The sequence below is a fragment of the Aeromicrobium sp. Root236 genome (assembly GCF_001428805.1).
Taxonomy (GTDB): domain Bacteria; phylum Actinomycetota; class Actinomycetes; order Propionibacteriales; family Nocardioidaceae; genus Aeromicrobium.
The window spans coordinates 1,639,150-1,663,425 of sequence record NZ_LMIS01000001.1; the positions used below are offsets into that span (position 1 = coordinate 1,639,150).

The 24,276-nt window shown below is 66.9% G+C and carries 34 protein-coding genes and 1 pseudogene; 2 read left to right on the forward strand and 33 right to left on the reverse strand.

Features of this window, described 5'->3' with window-relative positions:
- Window positions 1–98: 98 nt before the first annotated feature.
- Both ASE12_RS08250 and ASE12_RS08255 read right to left on the reverse strand, forming a co-directional pair.
- Entirely contained in the window at window positions 99–971 is an 873-nt protein-coding gene (locus ASE12_RS08250; RefSeq protein WP_200954984.1) for a serine hydrolase, read from the reverse strand.
- A gap of 118 nt (window positions 972–1,089) precedes the next feature.
- A complete protein-coding gene (locus ASE12_RS08255) occupies window positions 1,090–1,557 on the reverse strand; it encodes an Lrp/AsnC family transcriptional regulator (protein WP_056399224.1) in 468 nt (155 codons plus the stop codon).
- Between the two features lie 145 nt (window positions 1,558–1,702).
- On the opposite strand from ASE12_RS08255, the gene ddaH reads away from it, so the two are divergent.
- Together ddaH and ASE12_RS08265 are read left to right on the forward strand one after the other, a co-directional pair.
- The gene (ddaH, locus tag ASE12_RS08260) at window positions 1,703–2,572 is read left to right on the forward strand and encodes a dimethylargininase (protein WP_056399226.1); all 870 of its coding nucleotides are present in this window, start codon (window positions 1,703–1,705) and stop codon (window positions 2,570–2,572) included.
- 78 nt (window positions 2,573–2,650) lie between these two features.
- Window positions 2,651–4,504: a CHAP domain-containing protein gene (locus ASE12_RS08265; protein WP_157412858.1), complete on the forward strand. Its 1,854-nt coding sequence runs from the start codon at window positions 2,651–2,653 to the stop codon at window positions 4,502–4,504.
- Window positions 4,505–4,508: 4 nt separating this feature from the next.
- Here the strand turns inward: ASE12_RS08265 and ASE12_RS08270 are convergent, their stop codons facing one another.
- The 31 genes and pseudogenes from ASE12_RS08270 to ASE12_RS08420 form a co-directional block, all read right to left on the reverse strand.
- On the reverse strand, window positions 4,509–4,928 hold the full coding sequence (locus ASE12_RS08270) for a hypothetical protein (protein WP_157412859.1): 420 nt from the start codon (window positions 4,926–4,928) through the stop codon (window positions 4,509–4,511).
- 4 nt (window positions 4,929–4,932) lie between these two features.
- Entirely contained in the window at window positions 4,933–5,745 is an 813-nt protein-coding gene (map, locus tag ASE12_RS08275; protein ID WP_056399230.1) for a type I methionyl aminopeptidase, read from the reverse strand.
- A 17-nt stretch (window positions 5,746–5,762) separates the two neighbouring features.
- Window positions 5,763–6,326, reverse strand: coding sequence for an adenylate kinase (locus tag ASE12_RS08280; protein ID WP_056399233.1), 564 nt, complete (start codon window positions 6,324–6,326; stop codon window positions 5,763–5,765).
- The gene (gene secY, locus ASE12_RS08285; protein WP_056399236.1) at window positions 6,326–7,630 is read right to left on the reverse strand and encodes a preprotein translocase subunit SecY; all 1,305 of its coding nucleotides are present in this window, start codon (window positions 7,628–7,630) and stop codon (window positions 6,326–6,328) included. Before secY ends, ASE12_RS08280 begins: the two co-directional genes overlap by 1 nt.
- Window positions 7,631–7,771: 141 nt before the next feature.
- Window positions 7,772–8,215 (reverse strand): 50S ribosomal protein L15, encoded by a 444-nt coding sequence (gene rplO, locus ASE12_RS08290; RefSeq protein WP_056399239.1) that lies wholly within the window; start codon window positions 8,213–8,215, stop codon window positions 7,772–7,774.
- 1 nt (window position 8,216) lies between these two features.
- Window positions 8,217–8,399, reverse strand: coding sequence for a 50S ribosomal protein L30 (rpmD, locus tag ASE12_RS08295; protein WP_056209399.1), 183 nt, complete (start codon window positions 8,397–8,399; stop codon window positions 8,217–8,219).
- Window positions 8,399–9,016 (reverse strand): 30S ribosomal protein S5, encoded by a 618-nt coding sequence (rpsE, locus tag ASE12_RS08300; RefSeq protein WP_056399242.1) that lies wholly within the window; start codon window positions 9,014–9,016, stop codon window positions 8,399–8,401. The genes rpmD and rpsE overlap by 1 nt, the downstream gene beginning before the upstream one ends.
- A gap of 28 nt (window positions 9,017–9,044) precedes the next feature.
- Window positions 9,045–9,428 carry a 50S ribosomal protein L18 gene (rplR, locus tag ASE12_RS08305; protein ID WP_056399245.1) on the reverse strand — a complete coding sequence of 128 codons (384 nt, stop codon included), beginning with the start codon at window positions 9,426–9,428 and terminating at the stop codon, window positions 9,045–9,047.
- 2 nt (window positions 9,429–9,430) lie between these two features.
- On the reverse strand, window positions 9,431–9,973 hold the full coding sequence (gene rplF / locus ASE12_RS08310; RefSeq protein WP_056399250.1) for a 50S ribosomal protein L6: 543 nt from the start codon (window positions 9,971–9,973) through the stop codon (window positions 9,431–9,433).
- 15 nt (window positions 9,974–9,988) lie between these two features.
- Complete coding sequence (gene rpsH / locus ASE12_RS08315; RefSeq protein ID WP_056399252.1) at window positions 9,989–10,396, reverse strand: 30S ribosomal protein S8; 408 nt, start codon at window positions 10,394–10,396, stop codon at window positions 9,989–9,991.
- 69 nt (window positions 10,397–10,465) lie between these two features.
- Entirely contained in the window at window positions 10,466–10,651 is a 186-nt protein-coding gene (locus ASE12_RS08320; protein ID WP_056209415.1) for a type Z 30S ribosomal protein S14, read from the reverse strand.
- 1 nt (window position 10,652) lies between these two features.
- Complete coding sequence (gene rplE, locus ASE12_RS08325) at window positions 10,653–11,210, reverse strand: 50S ribosomal protein L5 (RefSeq protein WP_056399255.1); 558 nt, start codon at window positions 11,208–11,210, stop codon at window positions 10,653–10,655.
- 2 nt (window positions 11,211–11,212) lie between these two features.
- On the reverse strand, window positions 11,213–11,575 hold the full coding sequence (rplX, locus tag ASE12_RS08330) for a 50S ribosomal protein L24 (RefSeq protein WP_056209420.1): 363 nt from the start codon (window positions 11,573–11,575) through the stop codon (window positions 11,213–11,215).
- Window position 11,576: 1 nt separating this feature from the next.
- Window positions 11,577–11,945: a 50S ribosomal protein L14 gene (gene rplN, locus ASE12_RS08335; protein ID WP_056209423.1), complete on the reverse strand. Its 369-nt coding sequence runs from the start codon at window positions 11,943–11,945 to the stop codon at window positions 11,577–11,579.
- Window positions 11,946–11,955: 10 nt separating this feature from the next.
- Window positions 11,956–12,243, reverse strand: coding sequence for a 30S ribosomal protein S17 (gene rpsQ, locus ASE12_RS08340; RefSeq protein ID WP_056209425.1), 288 nt, complete (start codon window positions 12,241–12,243; stop codon window positions 11,956–11,958).
- The gene (gene rpmC, locus ASE12_RS08345; protein WP_056209429.1) at window positions 12,240–12,464 is read right to left on the reverse strand and encodes a 50S ribosomal protein L29; all 225 of its coding nucleotides are present in this window, start codon (window positions 12,462–12,464) and stop codon (window positions 12,240–12,242) included. The genes rpsQ and rpmC overlap by 4 nt, the downstream gene beginning before the upstream one ends.
- Window positions 12,464–12,883 (reverse strand): 50S ribosomal protein L16, encoded by a 420-nt coding sequence (rplP, locus tag ASE12_RS08350; RefSeq protein ID WP_056209431.1) that lies wholly within the window; start codon window positions 12,881–12,883, stop codon window positions 12,464–12,466. Before rplP ends, rpmC begins: the two co-directional genes overlap by 1 nt.
- The gene (rpsC, locus tag ASE12_RS08355) at window positions 12,883–13,731 is read right to left on the reverse strand and encodes a 30S ribosomal protein S3 (RefSeq protein WP_056399261.1); all 849 of its coding nucleotides are present in this window, start codon (window positions 13,729–13,731) and stop codon (window positions 12,883–12,885) included. Before rpsC ends, rplP begins: the two co-directional genes overlap by 1 nt.
- Window positions 13,731–14,189 (reverse strand): 50S ribosomal protein L22, encoded by a 459-nt coding sequence (gene rplV, locus ASE12_RS08360; protein WP_082582160.1) that lies wholly within the window; start codon window positions 14,187–14,189, stop codon window positions 13,731–13,733. The genes rpsC and rplV overlap by 1 nt, the downstream gene beginning before the upstream one ends.
- Window positions 14,186–14,467 carry a 30S ribosomal protein S19 gene (rpsS, locus tag ASE12_RS08365; RefSeq protein WP_056209436.1) on the reverse strand — a complete coding sequence of 94 codons (282 nt, stop codon included), beginning with the start codon at window positions 14,465–14,467 and terminating at the stop codon, window positions 14,186–14,188. The genes rplV and rpsS overlap by 4 nt, the downstream gene beginning before the upstream one ends.
- 17 nt (window positions 14,468–14,484) lie before the next feature.
- Window positions 14,485–15,312 carry a 50S ribosomal protein L2 gene (gene rplB, locus ASE12_RS08370; RefSeq protein ID WP_056399264.1) on the reverse strand — a complete coding sequence of 276 codons (828 nt, stop codon included), beginning with the start codon at window positions 15,310–15,312 and terminating at the stop codon, window positions 14,485–14,487.
- Window positions 15,313–15,325: 13 nt separating this feature from the next.
- A complete protein-coding gene (rplW, locus tag ASE12_RS08375) occupies window positions 15,326–15,631 on the reverse strand; it encodes a 50S ribosomal protein L23 (RefSeq protein WP_056209441.1) in 306 nt (101 codons plus the stop codon).
- Between the two features lie 320 nt (window positions 15,632–15,951).
- A pseudogene (gene rplD / locus ASE12_RS20510) lies at window positions 15,952–16,590 on the reverse strand (50S ribosomal protein L4); the annotation flags it as partial.
- A 2-nt stretch (window positions 16,591–16,592) separates the two neighbouring features.
- Window positions 16,593–17,249: a 50S ribosomal protein L3 gene (rplC, locus tag ASE12_RS08385; protein WP_056399266.1), complete on the reverse strand. Its 657-nt coding sequence runs from the start codon at window positions 17,247–17,249 to the stop codon at window positions 16,593–16,595.
- Between the two features lie 14 nt (window positions 17,250–17,263).
- Window positions 17,264–17,572: a 30S ribosomal protein S10 gene (rpsJ, locus tag ASE12_RS08390; protein WP_012923688.1), complete on the reverse strand. Its 309-nt coding sequence runs from the start codon at window positions 17,570–17,572 to the stop codon at window positions 17,264–17,266.
- A 419-nt stretch (window positions 17,573–17,991) separates the two neighbouring features.
- Complete coding sequence (locus ASE12_RS08395) at window positions 17,992–18,906, reverse strand: cation diffusion facilitator family transporter (protein WP_056399270.1); 915 nt, start codon at window positions 18,904–18,906, stop codon at window positions 17,992–17,994.
- A 165-nt stretch (window positions 18,907–19,071) separates the two neighbouring features.
- A complete protein-coding gene (gene tuf / locus ASE12_RS08400; protein ID WP_056209450.1) occupies window positions 19,072–20,265 on the reverse strand; it encodes an elongation factor Tu in 1,194 nt (397 codons plus the stop codon).
- Window positions 20,266–20,355: 90 nt separating this feature from the next.
- Window positions 20,356–22,467, reverse strand: coding sequence for an elongation factor G (gene fusA, locus ASE12_RS08405; RefSeq protein WP_056399271.1), 2,112 nt, complete (start codon window positions 22,465–22,467; stop codon window positions 20,356–20,358).
- A 68-nt stretch (window positions 22,468–22,535) separates the two neighbouring features.
- Entirely contained in the window at window positions 22,536–23,006 is a 471-nt protein-coding gene (rpsG, locus tag ASE12_RS08410) for a 30S ribosomal protein S7 (RefSeq protein WP_056399273.1), read from the reverse strand.
- Window positions 23,006–23,380: a 30S ribosomal protein S12 gene (rpsL, locus tag ASE12_RS08415; RefSeq protein WP_056209459.1), complete on the reverse strand. Its 375-nt coding sequence runs from the start codon at window positions 23,378–23,380 to the stop codon at window positions 23,006–23,008. Before rpsL ends, rpsG begins: the two co-directional genes overlap by 1 nt.
- Before the next feature lie 167 nt (window positions 23,381–23,547).
- Window positions 23,548–24,273, reverse strand: a complete 726-nt coding sequence (locus tag ASE12_RS08420) for a maleylpyruvate isomerase family mycothiol-dependent enzyme (protein ID WP_056399276.1) — start codon at window positions 24,271–24,273, stop codon at window positions 23,548–23,550.
- Window positions 24,274–24,276 lie beyond the last annotated feature (3 nt).

Sequence of the window (24,276 nt, forward strand, 5' to 3'; positions counted from 1 at the left end):
GGCGCACCTCAGCGAAGCCGCCTGAGCGGTGGCCACGACATGGGAATGCAGACCTGAAAAGGCCGACTCCCGATTCTACGCTCACACAGGCGGCAGACTCAAATCGCCGACAGCCCGGAGACCGCGGCGCGCGCCACGGCGTCGGCCAGCGCGACGCCTCCATCGTACGAGGCGTTGCCGTCCGTGAGCACCGCGACGAGGTACGTGTGGCCGCCCGCCTCGATCTCGCCGATGCTCGTGACGTCCCACAACCCGGTCACCGACCGCTGCAGGTAGCCGACCTTGAGGGCCGCGTCGTCGGGGTCGTCGGCTGCGGCGGAGACGCCGAAGCTCTGCGCCTCGACGACGTGCGACATGAGCCCCTGCTCGTACGCCTGGGAGTCGGCGGTCAGCACCGAGTCGTCGCCGAAGACCACCTCGAGCAGCCTGAGCTGGTCCACCGCCGTGGTCTGCGTCAGGCCCCAGTTGCCGTTCGACCCGACCACCGTGTCGTCGAGACCGATGACGTCGTTGAACGCGTCGAGCCCGGTCTTGCCGCCGACCGCGTTGAACAGGGTCGTCGCGGCGGCATTGTCGCTGCGCTCGATCATCGCCGTCGCCAACGCCTGCTCGGACCCGGTGAGCGTACGACCGTCCCGCTGCGCCCGGTGGAGCAGCGCCGCGAGGATGTCGACCTTGACGATGCTCGCGGTGTCGAACGACCCGTCGCCGTACGTCAGGGTCTCCCCCGTGTCGACGTCGACCGCAGCGACGGAGAAGTCCGCATCGGTGTCGATCGCCTCGAGCGTCGCCGTCGACGGCTCGGCAACGGTCGCGGCGGCCGGCGTGGTCGGGGCGGTGGTCGTCGCCGGCGCCTCCGGGGTGGCCGCGCCGGCGGCGTCAGAGTCCTGCGGCGCCAGGGTCAATCCCGCGATCGCGATGAGCGCGCAGACGAGCAGCCCCGCGACCCAGTACGCCGACGACTTCGCCATGGCGAGGACGCTAGGCATCGGGCTGTTTCCTGCCGGTTTCCATGTCGCCGACGCTAGGAATCCGGGCTGGGCACGCCCTCCACGTGAGGTGTCAGCCTGCTGTGAACGTACGTCGGGCTCAGGCCGGCGGGGTGAACTCGGACTGGCCCGGCCCGTAGCGCTCGATCAACCGGGACAGCACGATCGCGGTCTCGGTGTGGTCGATGTTGTCGGTCTCGACGCGTACGCGTTCGAGTGCGCGCTCGAGGTCGCGTACGTCCTTGGCCACGATGTGCAGGATCGCGTCCGCCGCACCGGACACCGTCGCCGCGGCATGCACCTCCGGCACCCGGCTGAACGCCGCACGGAGCTCGTCGGGCGAGATCGTGCCCTTGCAGTGCACCTCGACGTACGCCTCTGTGCTCCAGCCGACGAGGTCCGGGTCGAGGACTGCGGTGAACCCGCTGATCACGCCGTCGGCCAGCAGGCGGTCCATGCGGCGCTTGACCGCGGGCGCGGACAGCCCGATGCGATCACCGATCGTGGCGTAGCTGGCCCGGCCGTCCTCGAGCAGGCAGCCGATGAGCTTGCGATCGAGATCGTCCATGGCAACAGTATTGCAAGAATCTGTCGCTGATTGGCGATTGACGCAAGAAATCGCCGGGTTGATCAGCGGTTTCCGATTCGTTGCTTCACACACGTCGCCTCTAGCATTGATTCATTGCGCACCACCTCACCCCCGGAGGCTCACGTTGACCGTTCTCGACACCCGCACCGCCGTCCGTACCGCCAGCCCGTACGTCCGAACGTCGAGAACCCGGCACTACCTGATGTGCGCGCCGACGCACTTCGAGGTCACCTACGCGATCAACCCGTGGATGGACCCCACCAACCCCGTCGACGCCAAGCGCGCGCACCTGCAGTGGGAGGTCCTCCGCAACACCTACCTGAGCCTCGGCCACCGCGTCGACCTGATCGAGCCGATGCCCGGCCAGCCCGACATGGTCTTCGCCGCCAACGGCGGCCTGGTCGTCGGCGGCCGTGCGTATGGCGCGAAGTTCCGCTTCCCCGAGCGTGCCGCCGAGGGGCACGCCTACGCGTCGTGGCTCGTGCGGTCAGGCGTCACGGTCGCCGAACCGACGCACACCAACGAGGGTGAGGGCGACTTCCTGGCGCTCGGGACGATGATCCTGGCCGGCACCGGCTTCCGTACGTCGCTGGCCGCCCACATCGAGGCGGCCGAGGCCCTTGACCGGCCCGTCGTCTCGCTCGAGCTCGTCGACCCGCGGTTCTACCACCTCGACGTCGCGATCGCCGTGCTCGACGACGGCAACGGCGACGCCCCCGCGGAGATCGCCTACTACCCGGGCGCGTTCAGCAAGCACAGCCAGCGCACGCTCCGCGACCTGTTCCCCGACGCCGTCATCTGCTCGGAGGCCGACGCCCGCGTGCTCGGCCTCAACGCGGTCAGCGACGGACAGCACGTCGTGCTGCCGTCCGCCGCGACCGGCCTCGCCGCGTCCCTCCGGGCTCGCGGCTACACGCCGGTGCCGGTCGACCTCAGCGAGTACATGAAGTCCGGTGGCAGCGTGAAGTGCTGCACGATGGAGCTCCACCGCTGAATTTCCAGCAGTAATACCACTGTTGTAATTCAGTTCAATTCATTCCCACCAGTCACACCAGTCACGTAGGGTAACCGCGTGTCACGCTCTCGGGTCGTCTTGGTGGTGCTGTTTTTCGCTGCCTTCCTGGTCCCGACGTCGTCGGCACAGGCGAGCTACTCCCTGATCTGCTCGGGCTACTCGTCGTGCACCGACAAGGGCTACTCCAACTACGGCTACTCGACGCACAAGTCGACGAGCTATTGGCGGATGTACACCGGCACCAACTGCACCAACTACGTCGCCTATCGGCTCGTCACGACCAACGGCATGCCCAACGAGCGGCCGAAGTCCGGCGTCGGCAACGCCGAGGACTGGGGCGTCGCGATGGCCTCCATCACGGACTCGACCCCCGCGGTGGGCTCGGTCGCGTGGTGGGGCCGGACCGGTCACCACGTCGCGTACGTCGAGAAGATCGTGTCCTCGAGCGAGATCTGGGTGTCGGAGTCCAACTGGAGCGGTGCGTTCGACTGGCGCAAGATCACCAAGTCCGGCTCTGGCTGGCCCGATGGCTTCATCCACTTCACCGACCTCACGATCACCAACAAGACCAAGCCCGCGATCCTCGGCACCGTCAAGGTCGGCGCGACGCTGACGGCGTCGGGCGGCACCTGGAGCCCCACCGGCAGCACGTACGCCTACCAGTGGCTCGCGAACGGCGCGAAGATCGCCGGCGCGACGAGCCGGACGTTCACGCCGACGACGGCACAGCTCAAGACCCAGCTCTCGGTGCGGGTCACCGCCACGCGGACGAGCTATCCGGCCACCTCGGCAACCTCGCCTGCGAGCCTGGTCGAGCCGGGCAGCATCACGAGCACCTCGCTGCCCGGCATCACGGGTGAGCCGCGGGTCGACCAGAAGATCTCGGCATCCACCGCGGGCCGCTGGAACCCGACCGGCAACGCCTACACCTACCAGTGGTTCGCCGACGGCGTGAAGGTCCCCGGAGCCACCGGCTGGACCTTCTCGCCCGGCCCGGCACTGGCCGGCAAGCAGCTCACGTTCGCCGTCACGGCGACCCGCAGCGGCTACGACCCGGTGACCGCGGTGTCCGAGCCGAGCGCAGCGACGCTGCCCGGCTTCCTCAGCAACACCACCCGGCCGTACGTCATCGGCACACCACGGGTCGGGTCCGCCCTGACCGCCAGGGTCGGCAGCTGGTCCAAGCCCGACCTCACGTACGCCTATGAGTGGTCGGTCGACGGTCACGTCGTGCCGGGCGCACACGGCCGCACGTTCGTGCCCCGCGCCGCCGACGTGGGCCTGCCCGTCTCGGTCGAGGTCTCCGCGAGCCGGCCCGGATACGAGACCACCCGGGCTGCGTCGACCCAGAGCGCCGCCGTCGCTCGCGGCGTCCTGAGCGTACGGACCCGGCCCACGATCGCCGGCACACCCCGGGTCGGATCGGCACTGGTCGCCAGTGCCGGCACCTGGTCGGCGACCGCCGAGTACTCCTATCGCTGGTACGCCGGCGGCGTCGCCGTGTCAGGGGCCACCGGACGTACGTTCACGCCCACCTCAGCCCAGCGTGGCAAGACCGTCTACGTACGCGTCACGGCACGCAAGGCCGGCTACACGACCGCCTCGGCCGTCTCGACCGGCACCACGGCGGTCGCCTACGGGCACATCCGGTTCTCGACCCTGCCCCGCATCACCGGCACCCTGAAGGCCGGTGAGGTCGTGACCCTCGACCCCGGTGTGCACACGCCGTCGGCCGCAACCCTGCGCTACCAGTGGCTTCGGGACGGCAAGGTGCTCAAGGGGTTCACTGGACGCACCCGCCGGATCAGCAGCAGCGACGCCGGACATCTGATCTCGGTCCGGGTCACCGCATCGGCCCCGGGCTACACCACCGCGGTCGTCACCACCGCCGGACGCCGCGCCTCGTCCTGACCGGTCAGGCGGCCGAGTCGAACACGACCTTCCACCGTCCGCCGATCTTCTGCACGTCATAGGACTCGGTGGGATAGCCGTTGCCCCAGGTGATGTCGACCGTCGAGCTGGCGTCGTGCACCGGCCCTGCGCGATAGACGACCTCGTCGAGGTCGATCCCCTCGTCGGCGAACGAGTCCTTGGACAGCTCGACGACATCGCAGGTCAGCTCCGCCGGCGAGACGACAAGCTTGCGCGCTGCCTTGCAGTCTCCGGCGTCGAGCGCCCGCATCAACGCATCGACGGCTGCCTCGGCCGGCGCCAGGGACTTCGAGGGGGTCGCGGTCGTACGCGTGGGAGCCGATGTCGGCGGAGTCTCGGGCGGGTCCGAGGTGCCGCAGGCAGCGACGACGAGCAATGCGCCCATCGCCAGCATCAGCCTCATACGTTCAGTGTCCCCCGTAGGGCACGCCGAGCTCGGCGAGTCGTGCCTTGCCGCCGTCGAGCGCGGTCAGCACCCACGCGCCGGCGTCGGTCAGCGTGAACGTGTGCTCGTAGTGGGCGGCCCACGAGCCGTCCGTCGTCACGACGGTCCAGTCGTCGGCGAGCGTGCGGGTGTCGGGCGAGCCGAGCGTGACCATCGGCTCGACCGCAAGCGCCAGTCCCTTGACGAGCTTGGACCCGCGGCCGGCCTTGCCGTAGTTGGGGACGTTGGGCGGCTGGTGCATCGCCGAGCCGATGCCGTGCCCGGTGTAGCCCTCGACGATGCCGTAGTCGCCCGCTGCGTCGACCGTCGTCTCGACCGCATGGCTGATGTCGGACACCCGGCCGCCGAGGCGTGCGGCCGCGATGCCACGCCACAGCGCCTCCTCGGTGACCCGCATCAGCTCAGTGACCTCGTCTGGCACCTCGCCGATGGCGACCGTCGTCGCCGCGTCGCCGTGCCAGCCGTCGACGATCGCCCCGCAGTCGATCGAGATGATGTCGCCGTCGCGGAGGACGCGGGTGCCCGGGATGCCGTGCACGACCTGGTCGTTGACCGAGGTGCAGATGACTCCGGTGAACCCGTGATAGCCGAGGAAGTTGGACGTCGCGCCCTGCGAACGGATGTGGTCGTGCGCAATCGCGTCGAGCTCTGCAGTGGTCATGCCCGGTGCGGCCGCGGAACGAAGCAACGCCAAGGCGGAGCCGACGACCAGCCCAGCCTCGCGCATCGACTCGATCTGGGCCGGCGTCTTGATCTCGATGCCGCGTTCGAACATGGCTGCGAAGCCGACCCTCAGGAGGGCAGGGCGGCGTCGATCCTTCGGGTGACCTCGTCGACATCGCCCATGCCGTCGACCTCGATGACGAGGCCGCGCGAGCCGTAGACCTCGAGCAGAGGCGCCGTCTCGGCCGTGTAGACCTCCTGGCGGTGCCGGATGACCTCTTCGGTGTCGTCGGCGCGGCCGCTGGTCTCGGCCCGCTTGAGCAGGCGCTGGATCAGCTCCTCAGGATCGACGACGAGCTCGAGCACGCCGTCGAGCTTGGTGCCGAGTCCGTCGAGGATGCGGTCGAGGGTGTCGACCTGGTCGACCGTGCGGGGATAGCCGTCGAGGATGAACGCCTCACGGGCGTCGTCCTGCGCGAGGCGGTCCTCGACCATCGCGTTGGTCACCTCGTCGGGGACGTACTCGCCGGCGTCCATGTAGCGCTGCGCGACCTTGCCGAGCTCGGTCTGCTGCTGCACGTTGGCGCGGAAGATGTCGCCGGTCGAGATGTGTGCTCCACCGATGCGCTTGGCCAGCGCGACGGCCTGGGTTCCCTTGCCCGCACCCGGGGGGCCCATGATGAGCAGCCGCATTACTTGAGGAACCCTTCGTAGTTGCGCTGCTGCAGCTGGCTCTCGATCTGCTTGACCGTGTCGAGACCCACGCCGACGATGATGAGGATCGTCGTGCCGCCGAACGGGAAGTTCTGGCTCGCGTTGAGGATCGCGATCGCGATCATCGGGATCAGGGCGATCAGGCCGAGGTAGAGCGCGCCCGGCGCCGTGATGCGGCTCAGGACGTACGCGAGGTACTCCTGCGTCGGCCGGCCGGCACGGATGCCCGGGATGAAGCCGCCGTACTTCTTCATGTTGTCGGCGACCTCTTCGGGGTTGAACGTGATCGACACGTAGAAGTACGTGAAGAACACGATCAGCAGGAAGAACGTGACCATGTAGTAGGGGTGGTCGCCCTTGACGAAGTTGTCGTTGACCCAGATCGCCCACGGAGCGTTCTGGTTGAACTGCGCCATCAGCGCAGGCAGGTACATCAGGCTCGAGGCGAAGATGACCGGGATGATGCCGGCCTGGTTGACCTTGAGCGGGATGTACGTCGACGAGCCACCGAACATGCGGCGGCCGACCATGCGCTTGGCGTACTGCACCGGGATGCGGCGCTGCGCCTGCTCGATGAAGATCACCGCCGCGACGATCACGAGACCGATCAGGATGACCAGGACGAACGTCGTCGGGCCCTTCTGCTGCTTGATCTGCCACATGGCGCCGGGGAACGTGGCGACGACCTGCGTGAAGATCAGGATCGACATGCCGTTGCCGATGCCGCGGTCCGTGATGAGCTCGCCGAGCCACATGATGACGGCGGTGCCGGCGACCATCGTCAGGACGATCAGCAGGAACGACAGGATGCTGTCCTGGCGGTAGAGCAGGTCAAGGTTGCACGAGCCACCGAACAGGTTGCCGCTGCGGGCCAGGGCCACGATGCCGGTCGCCTGCAGGATCGCCAGGCCCAGCGTGAGGTAGCGGGTGTACTGCGTGATCTTGGTCTGCCCCGCCTGGCCCTCCTTCTTGAGGGCCTCCAGACGCGGGATCACGACGACGAGCAGCTGCAGGATGATGCTCGCGGTGATGTAGGGCATGATGCCCAGCGCAAACACGGTCAGCTGGAGCAGCGCTCCGCCGGAGAAGACGTTGATGAGGGCGAACAGGCTGCTGTTGGAGCCGTTCGAGGCGTTGTCGACGCACTGTCGGACGTTGGCGACATCGATGCCGGGTGCCGGCATCGTCGAGCCCAGCCGGAACAGCACGATGACGAACAGGACGAAGAGGATCTTCTTCCGCAGGTCGGGCGTCCTGAATGCATGGACGAAGGCGCTGAGCACCGCGATCCTCCTCGTGCACCATGGTGCATATAAAAACGGGCGTCGGTATGACGGACAAAAGCGGGCGAGTACGCCCGCACGATGACTCTAACAGTCACCAAAGCAGCCGGGGCAGGACATGGCGTCCTGCCCCGGGCAGCATCAACCGAGAACGGTGACGCTGCCTCCGGCTGCTTCGATCTTGGTCTTGGCCGACGCGGAGAACTTGTTCGCCGTGATCTGCAGCTTGACCGTGATCTCGCCCTGCCCGAGGACCTTGACCGGGCGACCCTTGCGGACCGCGCCGTTGGCGACGAGCGACGCGACGTCGACGTCACCACCCTTGGGGTAGAGCTCCTCGAGACGATCGAGGTTGACGACCTGGTACTCCTCGCGGAACGGGTTCTTGAACCCCTTCAGCTTCGGCAGTCGCATGTGGATCGGAACCTGGCCGCCCTCGAAGCCCGCGGGGACCTGGTAGCGAGCCTGGGTGCCCTTGGTGCCTCGACCGGCGGTCTTGCCCTTGGAGCCCTCACCGCGACCCACGCGGGTCTTGGCGGTCTTGGCTCCCGGCGCGGGACGCAGGTGGTGCAGCTTGAGCGCCATGTCAGTCAACCTCCTTGACGTCCACGAGGTGCGAGATGGACGCAGCCATGCCGCGGATCTCGGGACGATCTTCCTTGACGACGACGTCGCCGATGCGCTTCAGACCGAGCGTGCGCAGGGTCTGACGATGATTGGGCTTGCGGCCGATGCCGGACTTGACCTGGGTGACCTGGATCTTCGCCATCACGCACCCACTCCCGCGTCTGCCTTGGCCTTGGCCTCGGCGATGCCTTCCTTGCCGGCCCGCAGGAGCGCCGCCGGAGCGACCTCCTCGACCGTCAGGCCGCGACGCGCAGCCACCATCTCCGGCGACTCGAGCAGCTTGAGGGCCGCCACGGTCGCGTGGACGATGTTGATCGCGTTGGACGAGCCGAGCGACTTGGACAGGACGTCGTGGACGCCTGCCGCCTCGAGCACGGCGCGCACCGGGCCACCGGCGATGACGCCGGTACCGGGCGATGCGGGACGCAGGAAGACGACGCCAGCCGCCTTCTCGCCCTGCACCGGGTGCGGGATCGTACCCTGGATGCGCGGGACGCGGAAGAAGGACTTCTTGGCCTCTTCGACGCCCTTGGCGATCGCTGTGGGGACTTCCTTGGCCTTGCCGTAGCCGATGCCGACCTGACCGTCACCGTCGCCGACGATCACGAGAGCGGTGAAGCTGAAGCGACGACCACCCTTGACGACCTTGGCGACACGGTTGATCGTGACGACCTTCTCGATGTACTGCGACTTCTCGGCGCCACGGTCGTTTCCACGACCGCGTCCGCCTCCGCCTCCGCGGCGCTGCTGCCCGCTCATGCGGCACTCCTCTGGTTGTTGATGTTCATCAGAACTCCAGTCCGCCCTCGCGCGCGCCGTCAGCCAGGGCTGCGACACGGCCGGCGTACTTGTTGCCCGCGCGGTCGAAGACGACGGTGGCGACGCCGGCAGCCTTGGCACGATCGGCGACGAGCTCGCCGACCTTGCGGGCCTTGGCGGTCTTGTCACCGTCGGACGAGCGCAGATCGGCTTCCATCGTCGACGCGGAGGCCAGCGTGCGGCCTTCGAGGTCGTTGACGACCTGGGCAACGATGTGCTTGCTCGAACGGGTGATGACGAGACGCGGACGCTCCGCCGAACCCTCGATCTTCTTGCGTCCTCGCACCTGACGGCGCAGACGCGAAGCCGTACGGGGCGACGTGTGCTTGGCGTGCTTGATCGAGATAGCCATGACTACTTACCAGCCTTTCCGACCTTGCGGCGGACGTGCTCGCCGGCGTAGCGGACGCCCTTGCCCTTGTAAGGCTCGGGCTTGCGGATCTTGCGGATGTTCGCTGCGACCTCACCGACGGCCTGCTTGTCGATGCCGTGCACGGCGAACTTGGTGGGCGACTCGACCGAGAACGTGATGCCCTCGGGAGCCTGGACCGGGACGGGGTGGCTGAAGCCGAGCGCGAACTCGAGTGCAGCCGGGCCCTTGGCCTGGACGCGGTAACCGACGCCGACGATCTCGAGCTTCTTCTCGTAGCCCTCGGTGACACCCGTGACCATGTTGGCGATCAGGGTGCGCGAGAGGCCGTGGAGAGCCTTGCTCCGGCGCTCGTCGTCGGGACGCTCGACCGCGAGGGTGCCGTCGTCGGACTTGGAGACCTTGATGGGCTCCGCGACCGTGTGCGACAGCTCGCCCTTGGGGCCCTTGACGCGGATGTCCTGGCCCTCGATCGTGACCTCGACCCCGGACGGGATCGTGACGGGAATCTTGCCAATGCGTGACATGTGTTCAGACCCCTCTCACCAGACGTAGGCGAGGACTTCTCCGCCTACGCCCTTCTGGTTGGCCTGGCGGTCCGTGAGCAGACCCTGGCTCGTCGAGATGATCGCGACGCCGAGTCCACCGAGCACCTTGGGCAGGCCGGTCGACTTCGCGTAGACGCGCAGACCCGGCTTGCTGATGCGGCGGATGCCAGCGATGGAACGCTCGCGGTGCGGCCCGTACTTGAGCGTGATCGTGAGCGTCTTGCTCACCTCACCCTCCTTGGGCTCGGCGACCTCGATCGAGGTGATGTAGCCCTCCTGCTTCAGGATCTCGGCTACGCCGGCCTTGAGCTTGGAGTACGGCATCGACACGCTGTCGTGGTACGCCTGATTGCCGTTGCGGACACGCGTCAGCATGTCGGCGATCGGATCGGTCATTGTCATAGTTCGTGTGTTCCATTCCTGCCGTGGTTTCCGTCTTGCGACGGACCTGCGGCTTTCAGAGGTAGGTGATTACCAGGAGCTCTTGGTGATGCCCGGCAGCTCGCCACGGTGTGCCATCTCGCGAAGGCAGATGCGGCAGAGGCCGAACTTCTTGTAGACCGACCGGGGTCGGCCACAGCGCTGGCAACGGGTGTAGCCGCGTACCGCGAACTTGGGCTTGCGGGCGGCCTTGACCTTGAGTCCAGTCTTCGCCATGTCAGTTCTCCTTGTACGGGAAGCCGAGCAGCGTGAGCAGCGCCCGACCCTCGTCGTCGTTGGTGGCCGTGGTGACGATCGTGATGTCCATGCCGCGCGACCGATCGATCTTGTCCTGGTCGATCTCGTGGAACATGACCTGCTCGGTCAGACCGAACGTGTAGTTGCCGCGGCCGTCGAACTGCTTGGGCGAGAGCCCACGGAAGTCACGGATGCGGGGCAGCGCGAGCGTCAGCAGACGGTCGAGGAACTCCCACATGCGGTCGCCACGCAGCGTGACGTGCGCGCCGATCGGCATGCCCTCACGCAGCTTGAACTGGGCGATCGACTTGCGAGCCTTGGTGACCTGCGGCTTCTGTCCCGTGATGGCGGTGAGGTCGCGGAGCGCGCCCTCGATCAGCTTGCCGTCGCGGGCAGCCTCGCCGACGCCCATGTTGACGACGATCTTGGTGAGGCCGGGAACCTGCATGACGTTGGCGTAGTCGAACTGCTCACGAAGCGCCGGAAGGATCTCTTCGCGGTAGCGCGCCTTGAGCCGCGGTGCGGTGGTGGTGGCCATATTCAGATCTCCTTTCCGGTCTTCTTCGCGATGCGCACGCTGCGCTGCGCGGTGTAGGTGGAACCGTCGGGACGGTTCTTGGTGACGTCGTCGCGGCGGTAGCCGACACGCGTCGGGGTCTTGTCGGCGAGCAGCATCACGTTGGAGATGTGGATCGGAGCCTCGCTGGTGATGATGCCGCCCGAGCCTGCGCCACCGGCCTGTGAAGGCTTGGTGTGGCGCTTGACGCGGTTGACGCCCTCGACGATGACGCGGTTCTGGTCAGCGATCACTTCGATCACCGATCCGGTCACGCCCTTGTCCTTGCCAGCGATGACCTTGACCTGGTCACCCTTGCGAATGCTGATGGTGCCTTTGCGGGCCATCTCAGAGCACCTCCGGTGCGAGCGAAATGATGCGCATGAACTTCTTGTCGCGAAGTTCACGGCCTACGGGACCGAAGATGCGCGTACCGCGCGGGTCGCCATCGGCCTTGAGGATCACGGCTGCGTTCTCGTCGAACTTGATGTACGAACCATCCGGACGACGGCGCTCCTTGACGGTGCGCACGACGACAGCCTTGACGACATCACCCTTCTTGACGTTTCCGCCGGGGATGGCGTCCTTGACAGTGGCGACGATCGTGTCGCCGATGCCCGCGTAGCGTCGACCTGAGCCACCGAGGACACGGATGCAAAGGATCTCCTTGGCACCGGTGTTGTCGGCGACCTTGAGTCGCGACTCCTGCTGAATCATCTGTCGTCTCCTACTTGGCCTTCTCGAGGATCTCCACGATGCGCCAACGCTTGGTGGCGGACAGTGGACGTGTCTCCATGATCAGGACACGGTCACCGATGCCGGCGTCGTTCGCCTCGTCGTGAGCCTTGAACTTGATGTTGCGACGCAGGACCTTGCCGTAGCGCGCGTGCTTGACGCGCTCCTCGACGTTGACCACGACGGTCTTGTCCATCTTGTCGCTGACAACGAGCCCCTCGAAGGTCTTGCGCGCTGTACGTTCGGTCACTGCCTCGTCCTTCTGGTTCTTGTCGGTCATGCCTGGACCTCCTCGACGATGCCGAGCTCGCGCTCACGCATGACGGTGTAGATCCGGGCGATGTCCTTGCGCACTGCCCGAAGCCGGGCGGTGTTGTCGAGCTGACCGGTGGCGTTCTGGAAGCGCAGGTTGAACAGCTCTTCCTTGGCCTCTGACAGCTTGGCTGCCAGGTCGTCGGAAGCGACGCTGCGCAGCTCTGCTGCGGTTGTGTGCTGCGCCATCACAGCTCACCTGTCTCTCGGGTGATGAATCGGGCCTTCATGGGGAGCTTGTGGATCGCGCGGCGCATGGCCTCGCGAGCAACCTCCTCGGAGACACCCGACAGCTCGAACATGACGCGTCCGGGCTTGACGTTGGCGACCCACCACTCAGGCGAACCCTTGCCGGAACCCATGCGGGTCTCGGCAGGCTTCTTCGTGAGCGGACGGTCCGGGTAGATGTTGATCCAGACCTTGCCGCCACGCTTGATGTGACGCGTCATGGCGATACGAGCGGACTCGATCTGACGGTTCGTCACGTACGCGGCGGTCACGCACTGGATGCCGTAGTCACCGAACGCGAGCTCGGTGCCACCCTTGGCCGCGCCGCGGCGCGTGGGGTGGTGCTGCTTGCGGTACTTGACCCTGCGGGGCATCAACATCAGCTCTCCCCTCCTTCGGGTGCTGCAGCGGCGGGCGCGGCAACGGTTGCGGCGGCCTCGGTGGCCGGAGCCGCGGCAGCGGCGTCGGCTGCCGGAGCGGCGTCGTCACGGGCGGGACGCTCGGGGCGACGTGCGCCACCGGCGGCGCCACCACGGGCGGGGCGACGGTTGCTGCCCGGAGCAGCAGCGCGCTTGGCCGCTTCGGCCTCGCGCTCGGCGCGGGTGCCCGCGACCTCACCCTTGTAGATCCAGACCTTCACACCGATACGGCCGAAGGTCGTCTTGGCCTCGTAGAAGCCGTAGTCGACGTCAGCACGGAGCGTGTGCAGGGGCACGCGGCCCTCGCGGTAGAACTCCGAGCGAGACATCTCGGCGCCGCCGAGACGACCCGAGCACTGGATACGGATGCCCTTGGCACCGCTGCGCATCGTGGTCTGCATCGCCTTGCGCATCGCGCGACGGAACTGCACACGACCCGACAGCTGCTCGGCAACGCCCTGGGCGACGAGCTGCGCGTCCATCTCGGGGTTCTTGACCTCGAGGATGTTCAGCTGCACCTGCTTGCCCGTGAGCTTCTCGAGGTCGCCGCGGATGCGGTCGGCCTCGGCGCCACGGCGGCCGATGACGATGCCGGGACGAGCGGTGTGGATGTCGACACGTACGCGGTCACGCGTGCGCTCGATCTCGACACGGCTGATGCCGGCGCGGTCCATGCCCTTGGTGAGCATCTTGCGGATCTTGACGTCCTCGCCGACGTAGCTCTTGTAGAGCTTGTCGGCGTACCAACGGCTCTTGTGATCCGTCGAGATGCCCAGTCGGAACCCGTGCGGGTTGATTTTCTGTCCCACTATCGGTTCCCGCCCTTCTTCTTGGAGTTCTTGATGTTGGCCGCGTCCAGCTTGGCCTGGACGACCTCGCGGGGCTGTACGACCACGGTCAGGTGGCTGCTGCGCTTGAGGATGCGGTTGGCCGCACCCTTGGCGCGCGGACGCCAACGCTTCATCGTCGGGCCCTCGTCGACCTGGACCACGGTGATGACCAGGTCGGAACGGTCGAGGCCTTCAGTCGTCTCGGCGTTGGCCGCGGCGCTGTCGACGAGCTTGTAGAAGTTCTCGGCGACGGCCTGCGGCGCGAACTGCAGGGTGGCCAGGGCGTTCTCGACCGAGTCGCCGCGGATCAGGTCCGCGATGCGGCGCGACTTCTGCGCGGTGACGCGCACGAAGCGAGCGACGGCGAACGCACCGGGCTCGTCGCCCAGCAGACGCTCACGTCGAGCACTGATGCTCTCACGGGTAGCTGCACTCATCGCCTCTTCGCCTTCCGGTCGTCCTTCTCGTGACCGCGGAACGTGCGGGTCGGGGCGAACTCGCCCAGCTTGTGACCCACCATCGAGTCCGTGATGAACACGGGCACGTGCTTGCGGCCGTCGTGCACGGCGATCGTGTGTCCGATGAAGGACGGCAGGATCATCGAGCGACGCGACCAGGTCTTGATCACGGTGTGAGTGTCGGCGGCGTTCTGCGCGTCGACCTTCTTCTCGAGGTGCCCGTCAACGAACGGGCCCTTCTTCAAACTGCGTGGCATCTGTTAACCAATCCTTCTCAGCGGCCGGACTTGCGGCGGCGGACGATCTGGGAGTCGCTGGCCTTGCGCTTGCGCGTGCGGCCTTCCGGCTTGCCCCACGGGGAGACGGGGTGACGTCCACCGGACGTCTTGCCCTCACCACCACCGTGCGGGTGGTCGACCGGGTTCATGGCGACACCGCGGACGGTCGGGCGCTTGCCCTTCCAGCGGTTGCGTCCGGCCTTGCCCCAGTTGATGTTGGACTGCTCGGCGTTGCCGACCTCGCCGATCGTGGCGCGGCAGCGGACGTCGACGTAGCGCATCTCACCGGAGGGCAGACGCAGCTGCGCCTTGTTGCCCTCCTTGGCGACGAGCTGCACCTTGGTGCCGGCGGAGCGGCCCATCTTGGCGCCACCGCCCGGACGCAGCTCGATGCCGTTGATCAGCGTGCCCACGGGGATGTTGCGCAGGGGCAGGTTGTTGCCGACCTTGATGTCGGAACCGACACCGGACTCGACGGTCATGCCCTGCTTGAGGCCCTCGGGCGCGATGATGTAGCGCTTCTCGCCGTCGGCGTAGTGCAGGAGCGCGATGCGCGCGGTGCGGTTGGGGTCGTACTCGATGTGAGCGACCTTGGCCGGCACGCCGTCCTTGTCGTAGCGACGGAAGTCGATGATGCGGTAGGCGCGCTTGTGACCGCCACCCTGGTGACGCGTGGTGATGCGTCCCTGGTTGTTGCGGCCGCCCTTCTTGGGCAGCGGCTCCGTCAGCGACTTCTCAGGCGTCGTGCGGGTGATCTCGGCGAAGTCGGCAACGCTCGAGCCACGACGGCCCGGGGTTGTCGGCTTGTACTTGCGAATAGCCATAAGTCCTCAGTCCTCAGTTGCTCGGGCTCGAGAAGATGTCGATGCTCTGGCCTGCGGCGACACTCACGATGGCTCGCTTGGTGTCCTTGCGCTTGCCGAGCCCCGAACGCGTGCGACGGGTCTTGCCCTTGCGGTTGAGCGTGTTGACCGCAGTGACCTTGACGCCGAAGATCTTCTCGACGGCGATCTTGATCTCCGTCTTGTTGGCGTCGGGGTGCACCACGAACGTGTACTTGTTGTCATCGAGCAGGCCGTAGCTCTTCTCGCTGACGACCGGCGCGATCAGGATGTCGCGGTGGTCCTTGTGGATCGTGCTCACTTGTCATCGCCTCCGGGTGCGGCCTTCTTGGCTGCGGTCTTCTTGGCGGGCGCCTTCTTGGCCGCGGGGGCCTTCTTGGCAGCAGCCTTCTTGGCCGGCTTGTCCTCGTCGGCGGCAGCCTTCTTGGCCGGCGCCTTCTTGGCGGTGCTGGCCTTCTTGGCCGGCGCCTCGTCGGCAGCCTTCGCAGGCGCCTTCTTGGCGGTGGCCTTCTTGGCCGGCTTCTCCTCGTCGGCGACAGCCTCGGTGGCCGCTGCCTTCTTGGCCGGAGCCTTCTTGGCGGGGGCCTTCTTGGCGGCCGGCTTGGCGTCGCGGGCGTCGACCTCGGTCGCTGCGGCGCTCAGGGCGATCGTCTTGACACCCTCGCCCGAACGCGCCGCCACGAAGGCGTCGAACGCGGACTGCGTGAAGATGATGTCGTCGCTGAGCAGCACGTCGTAGGTGTTGACCTGGTCGTACGTCAGGATGACGGTCTCGCCGGCGTTGCGCAGGCTGAGCGACGTGATCGTGTCGTCACGGTCCACGACGATCAGCACGCGGGGACGCGGCGTGAGCTCACGCAGCGTGGCCAGGGCCAGCTTGGTCGACGGCTTGTCGCCGGCGACGATGCTGTCGACCACGTGCAGGCGACCCGAACGAGCCCGGTCCGAGAGGGCACCACGCAGGGCGGCGGCCTTCATCTTCTTGGGCGTGCGCTGGTCGTACGAGCGCGGCGTCGGGCCGTGGACGATGCCACCACCGTTGTACTGGGGTGCGCGGATCGAGCCCTGACGAGCGCGACCGGTGCCCTTCTGGCGGTACGGCTTCTTGCCACCGCCGGACACCTCGCCACGCGTCTTGGTGCTGTGCGTGCCCTGGCGAGCCGCGGCGAGCTGCGCCACGACGACCTGGTGGATCAGGGGGATGTTGACCTGCACGTCGAAGATGTCGACAGGCAGCTGAGCGTCGATGGTCTTTGCCATGATCAGGCTCCCTTCACGGCAGAGCGGATGACGACGAGTGCGCCCTTGGGCCCGGGTACGGCGCCCTTGATGAGGATGACGCCCTTGTCGGTGTCGACGGCGTGAACCTTGAGGTTCTGCGTCGTCACCTGCTCGGCGCCCATGTGACCCGCCATGCGGAGGCCCTTGAAGACACGACCCGGGGTGGCGCAGCCACCGATCGAGCCGGGCTTGCGGTGGTTGCGGTGTGCACCGTGCGAGGCGCCGACGCCGTGGAAGCCGTGGCGCTTCATGACACCCGCGAAGCCCTTGCCCTTGCTGGTCGCGGTGACGTCGACGACGTCGCCGGCGGCGAAGATCTCCGGGGAGACCTCCTGGCCCAGCGTGTAGTCCGAGATGGCCTCGGTGCGGATCTCGACGATGTGGCGGCGAGGAGTCACGCCCGCCTTGGCGAGGTGCCCGGCGACCGGCTTGTTGACCTTGCGGCCGTCGATCTCGCCGAAGCCGAGCTGGACGGCGGAGTAGCCGTCGGTCTCACGCGTACGGATCTGCGTGACGACGTTGGTGTCGGCAGCGATCACGGTGACGGGAACGATCTTGTTGTCGGCGTCCCAGACCTGGGTCATGCCGAGCTTGCGGCCGAGGAGGCCGCGCGTGGTTGCAGTGCTGCTGGAGCTCATGGTCGCTGTCCCCCTCAGAGCTTGATCTCGATGTCGACGCCGGCAGGCAGGTCGAGGCGCATGAGCGAGTCGACTGTCTTCGGCGTCGGGTCAATGATGTCGATGAGGCGCTTGTGCGTGCGCATCTCGAAGTGCTCGCGGCTGTCCTTGTACTTGTGCGGCGAACGGATCACGCAGAACACGTTCTTCTCGGTGGGCAACGGCACCGGTCCTGCGACCTTGGCGCCCGTGCGCGTCACCGTGTCGACGATCTTGCGCGCCGACGAGTCAATGACCTCGTGGTCGTAGGCCTTGAGCCGGATACGGATTTTTTGTCCCGCCATGCTCTCGCTTGTCCTTTACGTTCGTTCGCTTCGCAGTCTCGCCCCGGATCGAGGGAGAAAGGCTCCTCCCTCCCGCCGACCCCCGAGGTCGGGCGTGTCGCGGCCACATGGGCGCATACGTCACACACTTGTCGAGTTAGGTGGTTGGACCCGCTTTCAGCGGGACAAGCTCGATCTCAGGTTCGGCACCGGCGTCATGATCGGCGTGAGAGGCCGGACGGTCGGCGCCCCAGCGATCGAGCCGGAGCAACCGAACTATTCTGACAGACGCACGCGCCCTAAGACAAATCGAGGCCGCGAAGTGCTAGCCGTATGACGGTGGTCGCTCACGCCACGTCGTCCCGATCGGCTCCGAGCCGGCGCCGCGATCGACGGATGGCCCACCTCTCGACGCAGCCCACGCCAGCCTGTGGTCCGGGCTAGTGATGTACGTGGTTCTCGGAGTCCACGTGGCCCGCGGGCTCGATCTGGAACGTCGAGTGCTCGACGTCGAAGTGCTCGGCCAGGCAGCCGCGCAGCCGGTCCAGGACGCCGTGCGCGTCGTCCATCGCGGTGACCGAGTCCTCGACCACGACGTGGGCGCTCATGATGGGCATGCCCGACGTGATGGTCCAGACGTGCAGGTCATGGACGTCCTTGACGCCGTCCATCGCCAGGATGTGCTCGCGCAGCTCGCCGAGGTCCACGTCGCGCGGCGTCGACTCCAGCAGCACCTCGGCGACCTCCCGCAGCAACGAGACGGCGCGCGGCACGATCATGGCGGCGATCACGAGCGAGGCGATCGCGTCAGCGGCGTACCAGTCGGTGACCAGGATGACGCCGGCCGACACCAGCACGGCCACCGAGCCGAGGGCGTCGCCCAGGACCTCGAGGTAGGCGCCGCGGACGTTGATGCTCTCCTGGGCGCCGGGGCGCAGCAGCAGCAGGCCGACGAGGTTGACGACGAGGCCCACACCACCCGCGACCAGGATCAATCCCCCCTCGAGCTCCGGGGAGTCGCCGAATCGCCGGATCGCGCTGTAGGCGACCCATCCGGCCAGACCCAGCAGGATCAGTCCGTTGGCGCCGGCGGCCAGCACCTCGGTGCGCGAGTAGCCGAACGTACGCCGTGAGCCCGGCGCGCCACCGCGCTGCGCCACCGTGATCGCGGCGAGCGCCATCACGATGCCGAACGAGTCGCCCAGCATGTGCCCGGCATCGGCCAGCAGCGCGAGGCTGCCGGTGACCCAGGCGACCAGGGCCTCGACGACCAGGACGCCGACGGACAGGGCCAGCACCAGCGCGAGCCGGCCGCGGTGCGCCGCTCCGGCACCGTGCGCGTGGTCATGTCCCATGCATTAAGGATAAGGCGGCGTTGCGAAAACAACGAGCCGCTGTCCGCCAAAAGGACGCCACCGGGAACCACTCTCACCTGGGCGAGTGGCCCAGCGGTCCACGGATGACGAGAGCCCCGCCCTGCCGAAGCAGGACGGGGCTCTCGATGAGCTGGTGTGGCTAGCTCACTTGTTGATCTTCGTGACGCGTCCGGCGCCCACCGTGCGACCACCCTCGCGGATGGCGAAGCGGAGGCCTTCCTCCATGGCGATCGGCTGGATCAGCTGAACGCTCATCTCGGTGTTGTCGCCGGGCATGACCATCTCGGTGCCCTCAGGCAGCGTGACGACGCCGGTGACGTCCGTGGTGCGGAAGTAGAACTGCGGACGGTAGTTGTTGAAGAACGGCGTGTGACGGCCACCCTCTTCCTTCGAGAGGATGTAGACCTGGCCCTCGAACTCCGTGTGGGGAGTCGTGGAACCGGGCGCGATGATGACCATGCCGCGCTCGACGTCCTCGCGCTTGGTGCCGCGGAGGAGCAGTCCGACGTTCTCGCCGGCCTGGCCCTCGTCGAGCAGCTTGCGGAACATCTCGATGCCGGTGACCGTCGTCGTCTGCTTGTCCTCGCGGATGCCGACGATGTCAACGGTCTCGTTGACCTTGATGATGCCGCGCTCGATGCGACCGGTGATGACCGTGCCACGACCCGTGATCGTGAAGACGTCCTCGACGGGCATGAGGAACGGCTTGTCGGTCTCGCGGGGAGGCATCGGGATGTAGTCGTCGACGGCCTGCATCAGCTCGAGGATCGACTCGCCCCACTTGGCGTCGCCCTGGAGCGCCGGGTGAGCGGCGACCTTGACGACGGGGACGTTGTCGCCGTCGAACTCCTGATCGCTCAGGAGCTCACGGACCTCGAGCTCGACGAGCTCGAGGATCTCTTCGTCGTCGACCATGTCGCACTTGTTGAGCGCGACGACCATCGCCGGCACGCCGACCTGGCGAGCGAGCAGCACGTGCTCACGCGTCTGGGGCATGGGGCCGTCGGTGGCGGCGACCACGAGGATCGCGCCGTCCATCTGAGCCGCACCGGTGATCATGTTCTTGACGTAGTCAGCGTGACCCGGGCAGTCGACGTGCGCGTAGTGGCGGTTCTCGGTCTGGTACTCGACGTGCGAGATGGAGATCGTGATGCCGCGCTGCTTCTCTTCCGGCGCCTTGTCGATCTGATCGAAGGCCGAGGCCTCGTTCAGGTCGGGGTACTTGTCGTGCAGCACCTTGGTGATCGCCGCGGTAAGAGTCGTCTTACCGTGGTCGATGTGACCGATGGTGCCGATGTTCATGTGCGGCTTGGTCCGCTCGAACTTCGCCTTAGCCACTTGGGGCTCCTTCTTCGAATTGGTTGCTGTTGAACGCCGTTGGGTCCCGCCGTACGGAAGCCTCAGGCCATCTTATGAGATGGACCGCTGCTACTCGCCGCGGGCCTTTTTGATGATCTCTTCCGCGACGTTCTTGGGAACCTCCGCGTAGGAGTCGAACTGCATCGAGTATGACGCACGGCCCGAGGTCTTGGACCTCAGGTCGCCGACGTACCCGAACATCTCGGACAGGGGAACGAGTGCCTGGATGATCTTGACACCGCCCATGCCCTCCTCCATGGCCTGAACCTGGCCACGGCGAGAGTTGAGGTCGCCGATCACGTCGCCCATGTAGTCCTCGGGCGTGGTGACCTCGACCGCGAAGACGGGCTCGAGGATCACCGGATCGGCCTTGCGCGCGGCTTCCTTGAAAGCCATCGAGCCAGCCAGCTTGAACGCGAGCTCCGAGGAGTCGACGTCGTGGTAGGCGCCGTCCTCGAGGGTCACCTTGACGTCGACCATCTGGTAGCCGGCGAGGACACCGAACTGCATGGCATCCTGCGCACCCTGGTCGACCGACGGGATGTACTCGCGCGGGACGCGACCACCCGTGACGGCGTTCTCGAACTCGTAGCCGCCCTCGCCACCGGCGATCGGGCCCGTGGGCTCGATGCTGATGATGACCTTGGCGAACTGGCCGGAGCCACCCGTCTGCTTCTTGTGGGTGTAGCTGACGTTCTCGACCTTGCGCTTGATGGTCTCGCGGTAGGCGACCTGCGGCTTGCCGACGTTGGCCTCGACGTTGAACTCGCGCTTCATGCGATCCACGAGGATGTCGAGGTGCAGCTCGCCCATGCCGGCGATGATCGTCTGACCGGTCTCTTCGTCGGTGTGGACCTGGAACGTCGGGTCCTCCTCGGCGAGCCGCTGGATCGCGGTGCCGAGCTTCTCCTGGTCGCTCTTGGTCTTGGGCTCGATCGCGACCTGGATGACCGGCGCGGGGAACGTCATCGACTCGAGGACGATCTGCTTCTGCGGGTCGGCCAGCGTCTCACCGGTCGTGGTGTCCTTGAGGCCCATGACGGCGACGATCTGGCCGGCGCCGACGGAGGCGATCTCAGCGCGCTTGTTGGCGTGCATCTGGTAGATCTTGCCGATGCGCTCCTTGCGGCCCTTGGTCACGTTGATGACCGTGCTGCCGGCCTCGAGGCGACCGGAGTAGACGCGCAGGTAGGTCAGCTTGCCGAGGTGCGGGTCCGACGCGATCTTGAACGCCAGTGCCGCGAACGGCTCGCTCTCCTTGGGCTCACGCGTGTCGGTCTTGCTCTCGTCGCGCGGGTCGAGGCCCGTGATGGCGCCGACGTCGATCGGCGACGGGAGGAAGTCGATGACCGCGTCGAGCAGGGGCTGGACGCCCTTGTTCTTGAACGCGGTGCCACACAGGACCGGGTTGAGCTTGGCCGCGAGCGTCGCGCGACGGATCGCCGGCTTGAGCAGCTCGGGGGTGATGTCGGCGCCGTCGAGGTAGGCCTCGGCGAACTCGTCGTCGTGGTCGGCGAGCGTCTCGATCATCTCGTTGCGGGCCTCGGCGGCCTTGTCGACGAGGTCGGCCGGGATCTCCTCGACCGTGTAGTCCTCACCGATGACGGTCTCGCCGCGCCACACGAGCGCGCGGTTGCCGATCAGGTCGACGACGCCGATGAAGTCACCCTCGGCACCGATCGGGACCTGCAGCACGAGGGCCGTCGCGCCGAGGCGCTCACGGATCGTCTTGACGCAGTAGTCGAAGCTGGCGCCGGTGCGGTCGAGCTTGTTGACGAAGCACATGCGCGGGACGCCGTACTTGTCGGCCTGACGCCAGACGGTCTCGGACTGCGGCTCGACACCGGCCACGCCGTCGAACACGGCGACGGCACCGTCGAGGACGCGCAGGTTGCGCTCGACCTCGACGGTGAAGTCGACGTGACCGGGGGTGTCGATGATGTTGATCTGGTTGTCTTTCCACCAGCAGGTCGTCGCGGCAGACGTGATCGTGATGCCGCGCTCCTGCTCCTGCTCCATCCAGTCCATCGTGGCGCCGCCGTCGTGGACCTCACCGATCTTGTAGTTGATACCGGTGTAGAAGAGGATGCGTTCGGTCGTCGTGGTCTTGCCGGCATCGATGTGCGCCATGATGCCGATGTTGCGGACCCTGTTGAGGTCGGTGGTGATGTCGGTTGCCACGAGTTTGGTCGCTTTCCTTTGTTACGGAGCATCGCCGGGTCACGGCGACGGGTGAATGTGTTGCTGACTTACCAGCGGTAGTGGGCGAAGGCCTTGTTGGCTTCGGCCATCTTGTGCGTGTCCTCACGCTTCTTGACGGCGCCGCCGAGACCGTTGGAGGCATCGAGCAGCTCGTTCATGAGGCGCTCGGCCATGGTCTTCTCACGACGCGCACCGGCGTAGCTGACGAGCCAGCGCAGGGCCAGGGTGTTCTGACGCGAGGCGCGAACCTCGATCGGGACCTGGTAGGTCGCGCCACCGACGCGGCGGCTCTTGACCTCGATCGACGGCTTGACGTTGTCGAGCGCACGCTTGAGCGTGATGACCGGATCGGTGCCGGACTTCTCGCGGGTGCCTTCGAGCGCGGTGTAGACGATGCGCTGGGCGACCTGCTTCTTGCCGTCGACCAGGACCTTGTTGATGAGTGAGGTGACGAGCTGGCTCCCGTAGACGGGATCAGTCTCGACGGGGCGCTTGGTTGCCGGACCCTTACGAGGCATTAGCTCTTCTCCTTCTTCGCGCCGTAGCGGCTGCGAGCCTGCTTGCGGCCCTTGACGGCCTGGGTGTCCAGGGCGCCGCGAACGATCTTGTAACGGACACCGGGAAGGTCCTTGACTCGGCCACCGCGCACGAGCACGATCGAGTGCTCCTGCAGGTTGTGGCCCTCGCCCGGGATGTATGCAGTGACCTCGGTGCCACTCGAGAGCTTCACACGGGCAACCTTGCGGAGCGCGGAGTTCGGCTTCTTCGGAGTGGTGGTGTAGACGCGGGTGCAGACACCGCGGCGCTGAGGCGAACCCTTGAGCGCGGGAGTCGTCGTCTTGACGACCTTGCGCTGGCGGCCCTTGCGGACCAGCTGGTTGATCGTGGGCACTACAAACTTCCTTCTTCTGACTGGTGTGAGCCATGAGTCGTGATGCACTCGCCACCGTGCGATCCGGCAGGATGCGTGCATCGGCCTGAGTGGTTCAGGCACAGCAGCCAATACTACCGGGCAGCCTCGCCATCTTCCAAACCGAGACGACGCGGGATTGCCGCCGGTCAGGGCGTGGTGGGGCCGTCGAACAGGATGCGTCCGTCGACACCGTCGAAGTCGAGGCGTTCGGGACCCATCCGCTTCCAGAGTCCTAGGTAGAGCTCGGCCGCCGTGCCGCTGACGGATCCGTCGGCGTCGAGCGACGGGTGCAGCTGGATCGGCGGGCCCAGGTCGCCCGTGCCGGGCGCCACGAGCCACGTCTGCTGCGTGTCGGTGGCGACCAGCCGGATCCGCGAACGTACGTCCGGGCGCTGGCGACGTGCGGTCATCCGCGGGAAGAACACCTGGAGCACCTCGTCGACACCGTCGGCGGCGACCGAGGGCGCGACGCCCCAGTCGCCCTCATGGATGTCGAGGGACTGGGCGGCATCGATGGCGTGCACCGTCGCCTCGTGCATCTGCCGGCGGACCCAGAACGACGCGCGCTCGTCGATGTAGGCGAAGTTGGGCACGGGCTCGTCCGCGCTGACGGCCTGCAGCGCGCTGAGGAGCGCCGTGGCGGTGCCGGCGTACCACTCGACGGCGGGATCGGTGACGACCGGCTCGGGCTCGTGGATCCGCTGGCCGCTGAGCACCGTGGCCGCGGCCCACCGATGGATCGTGCCGAGGTGGGTCGTCAGGTCGCGCACGTTCCACGCCGGGCACGCAGGGACTGGCTCGTCGCCCGCTGCCTTGCCGACCAGCTCGGCGAACCGGGACATGGCCGAGCCGAGCTCGAGCATGTGGTCCATGTG

Excerpts from the sequence above, each read along its gene's own strand:
- ASE12_RS08250 (WP_200954984.1), bottom strand. The coding sequence starts at position 971 with ATGGCGAAGTCGTCGGCGTACTGGGTCGCGGGGCTGCTCGTCTGCGCG.
- ASE12_RS08255 (WP_056399224.1), bottom strand. The coding sequence starts at position 1,557 with ATGGACGATCTCGATCGCAAGCTCATCGGCTGCCTGCTCGAGGACGGC.
- ASE12_RS08270 (WP_157412859.1), bottom strand. The coding sequence starts at position 4,928 with ATGAGGCTGATGCTGGCGATGGGCGCATTGCTCGTCGTCGCTGCCTGC.
- map (WP_056399230.1), bottom strand. The coding sequence starts at position 5,745 with ATGTTCGAACGCGGCATCGAGATCAAGACGCCGGCCCAGATCGAGTCG.
- ASE12_RS08280 (WP_056399233.1), bottom strand. The coding sequence starts at position 6,326 with ATGCGGCTGCTCATCATGGGCCCCCCGGGTGCGGGCAAGGGAACCCAG.
- rplO (WP_056399239.1), bottom strand. The coding sequence starts at position 8,215 with ATGGCGCTCAAGCTGCACCACCTGCGTCCCGCGCCGGGAGCCAAGACC.
- rpmD (WP_056209399.1), bottom strand. The coding sequence starts at position 8,399 with ATGGCGAAGATCCAGGTCACCCAGGTCAAGTCCGGCATCGGCCGCAAG.
- rpsE (WP_056399242.1), bottom strand. The coding sequence starts at position 9,016 with ATGAGCGGGCAGCAGCGCCGCGGAGGCGGAGGCGGACGCGGTCGTGGA.
- rplR (WP_056399245.1), bottom strand. The coding sequence starts at position 9,428 with ATGGCTATCTCGATCAAGCACGCCAAGCACACGTCGCCCCGTACGGCT.
- rplF (WP_056399250.1), bottom strand. The coding sequence starts at position 9,973 with ATGTCACGCATTGGCAAGATTCCCGTCACGATCCCGTCCGGGGTCGAG.
- rpsH (WP_056399252.1), bottom strand. The coding sequence starts at position 10,396 with ATGACAATGACCGATCCGATCGCCGACATGCTGACGCGTGTCCGCAAC.
- ASE12_RS08320 (WP_056209415.1), bottom strand. The coding sequence starts at position 10,651 with ATGGCGAAGACTGGACTCAAGGTCAAGGCCGCCCGCAAGCCCAAGTTC.
- rplE (WP_056399255.1), bottom strand. The coding sequence starts at position 11,210 with ATGGCCACCACCACCGCACCGCGGCTCAAGGCGCGCTACCGCGAAGAG.
- rplX (WP_056209420.1), bottom strand. The coding sequence starts at position 11,575 with ATGGCCCGCAAAGGCACCATCAGCATTCGCAAGGGTGACCAGGTCAAG.
- rplN (WP_056209423.1), bottom strand. The coding sequence starts at position 11,945 with ATGATTCAGCAGGAGTCGCGACTCAAGGTCGCCGACAACACCGGTGCC.
- rpsQ (WP_056209425.1), bottom strand. The coding sequence starts at position 12,243 with ATGACCGACAAGAACCAGAAGGACGAGGCAGTGACCGAACGTACAGCG.
- rpmC (WP_056209429.1), bottom strand. The coding sequence starts at position 12,464 with ATGGCGCAGCACACAACCGCAGCAGAGCTGCGCAGCGTCGCTTCCGAC.
- rplP (WP_056209431.1), bottom strand. The coding sequence starts at position 12,883 with ATGTTGATGCCCCGCAGGGTCAAGTACCGCAAGCAGCACCACCCCACG.
- rplV (WP_082582160.1), bottom strand. The coding sequence starts at position 14,189 with ATGAGTGCAGCTACCCGTGAGAGCATCAGTGCTCGACGTGAGCGTCTG.
- rpsS (WP_056209436.1), bottom strand. The coding sequence starts at position 14,467 with ATGCCACGCAGTTTGAAGAAGGGCCCGTTCGTTGACGGGCACCTCGAG.
- rplB (WP_056399264.1), bottom strand. The coding sequence starts at position 15,312 with ATGGCTATTCGCAAGTACAAGCCGACAACCCCGGGCCGTCGTGGCTCG.
- rplC (WP_056399266.1), bottom strand. The coding sequence starts at position 17,249 with ATGAGCTCCAGCAGCACTGCAACCACGCGCGGCCTCCTCGGCCGCAAG.
- rpsJ (WP_012923688.1), bottom strand. The coding sequence starts at position 17,572 with ATGGCGGGACAAAAAATCCGTATCCGGCTCAAGGCCTACGACCACGAG.
- ASE12_RS08395 (WP_056399270.1), bottom strand. The coding sequence starts at position 18,906 with ATGGGACATGACCACGCGCACGGTGCCGGAGCGGCGCACCGCGGCCGG.
- rpsG (WP_056399273.1), bottom strand. The coding sequence starts at position 23,006 with ATGCCTCGTAAGGGTCCGGCAACCAAGCGCCCCGTCGAGACTGATCCC.
- ASE12_RS08420 (WP_056399276.1), bottom strand. The coding sequence starts at position 24,273 with ATGGACCACATGCTCGAGCTCGGCTCGGCCATGTCCCGGTTCGCCGAG.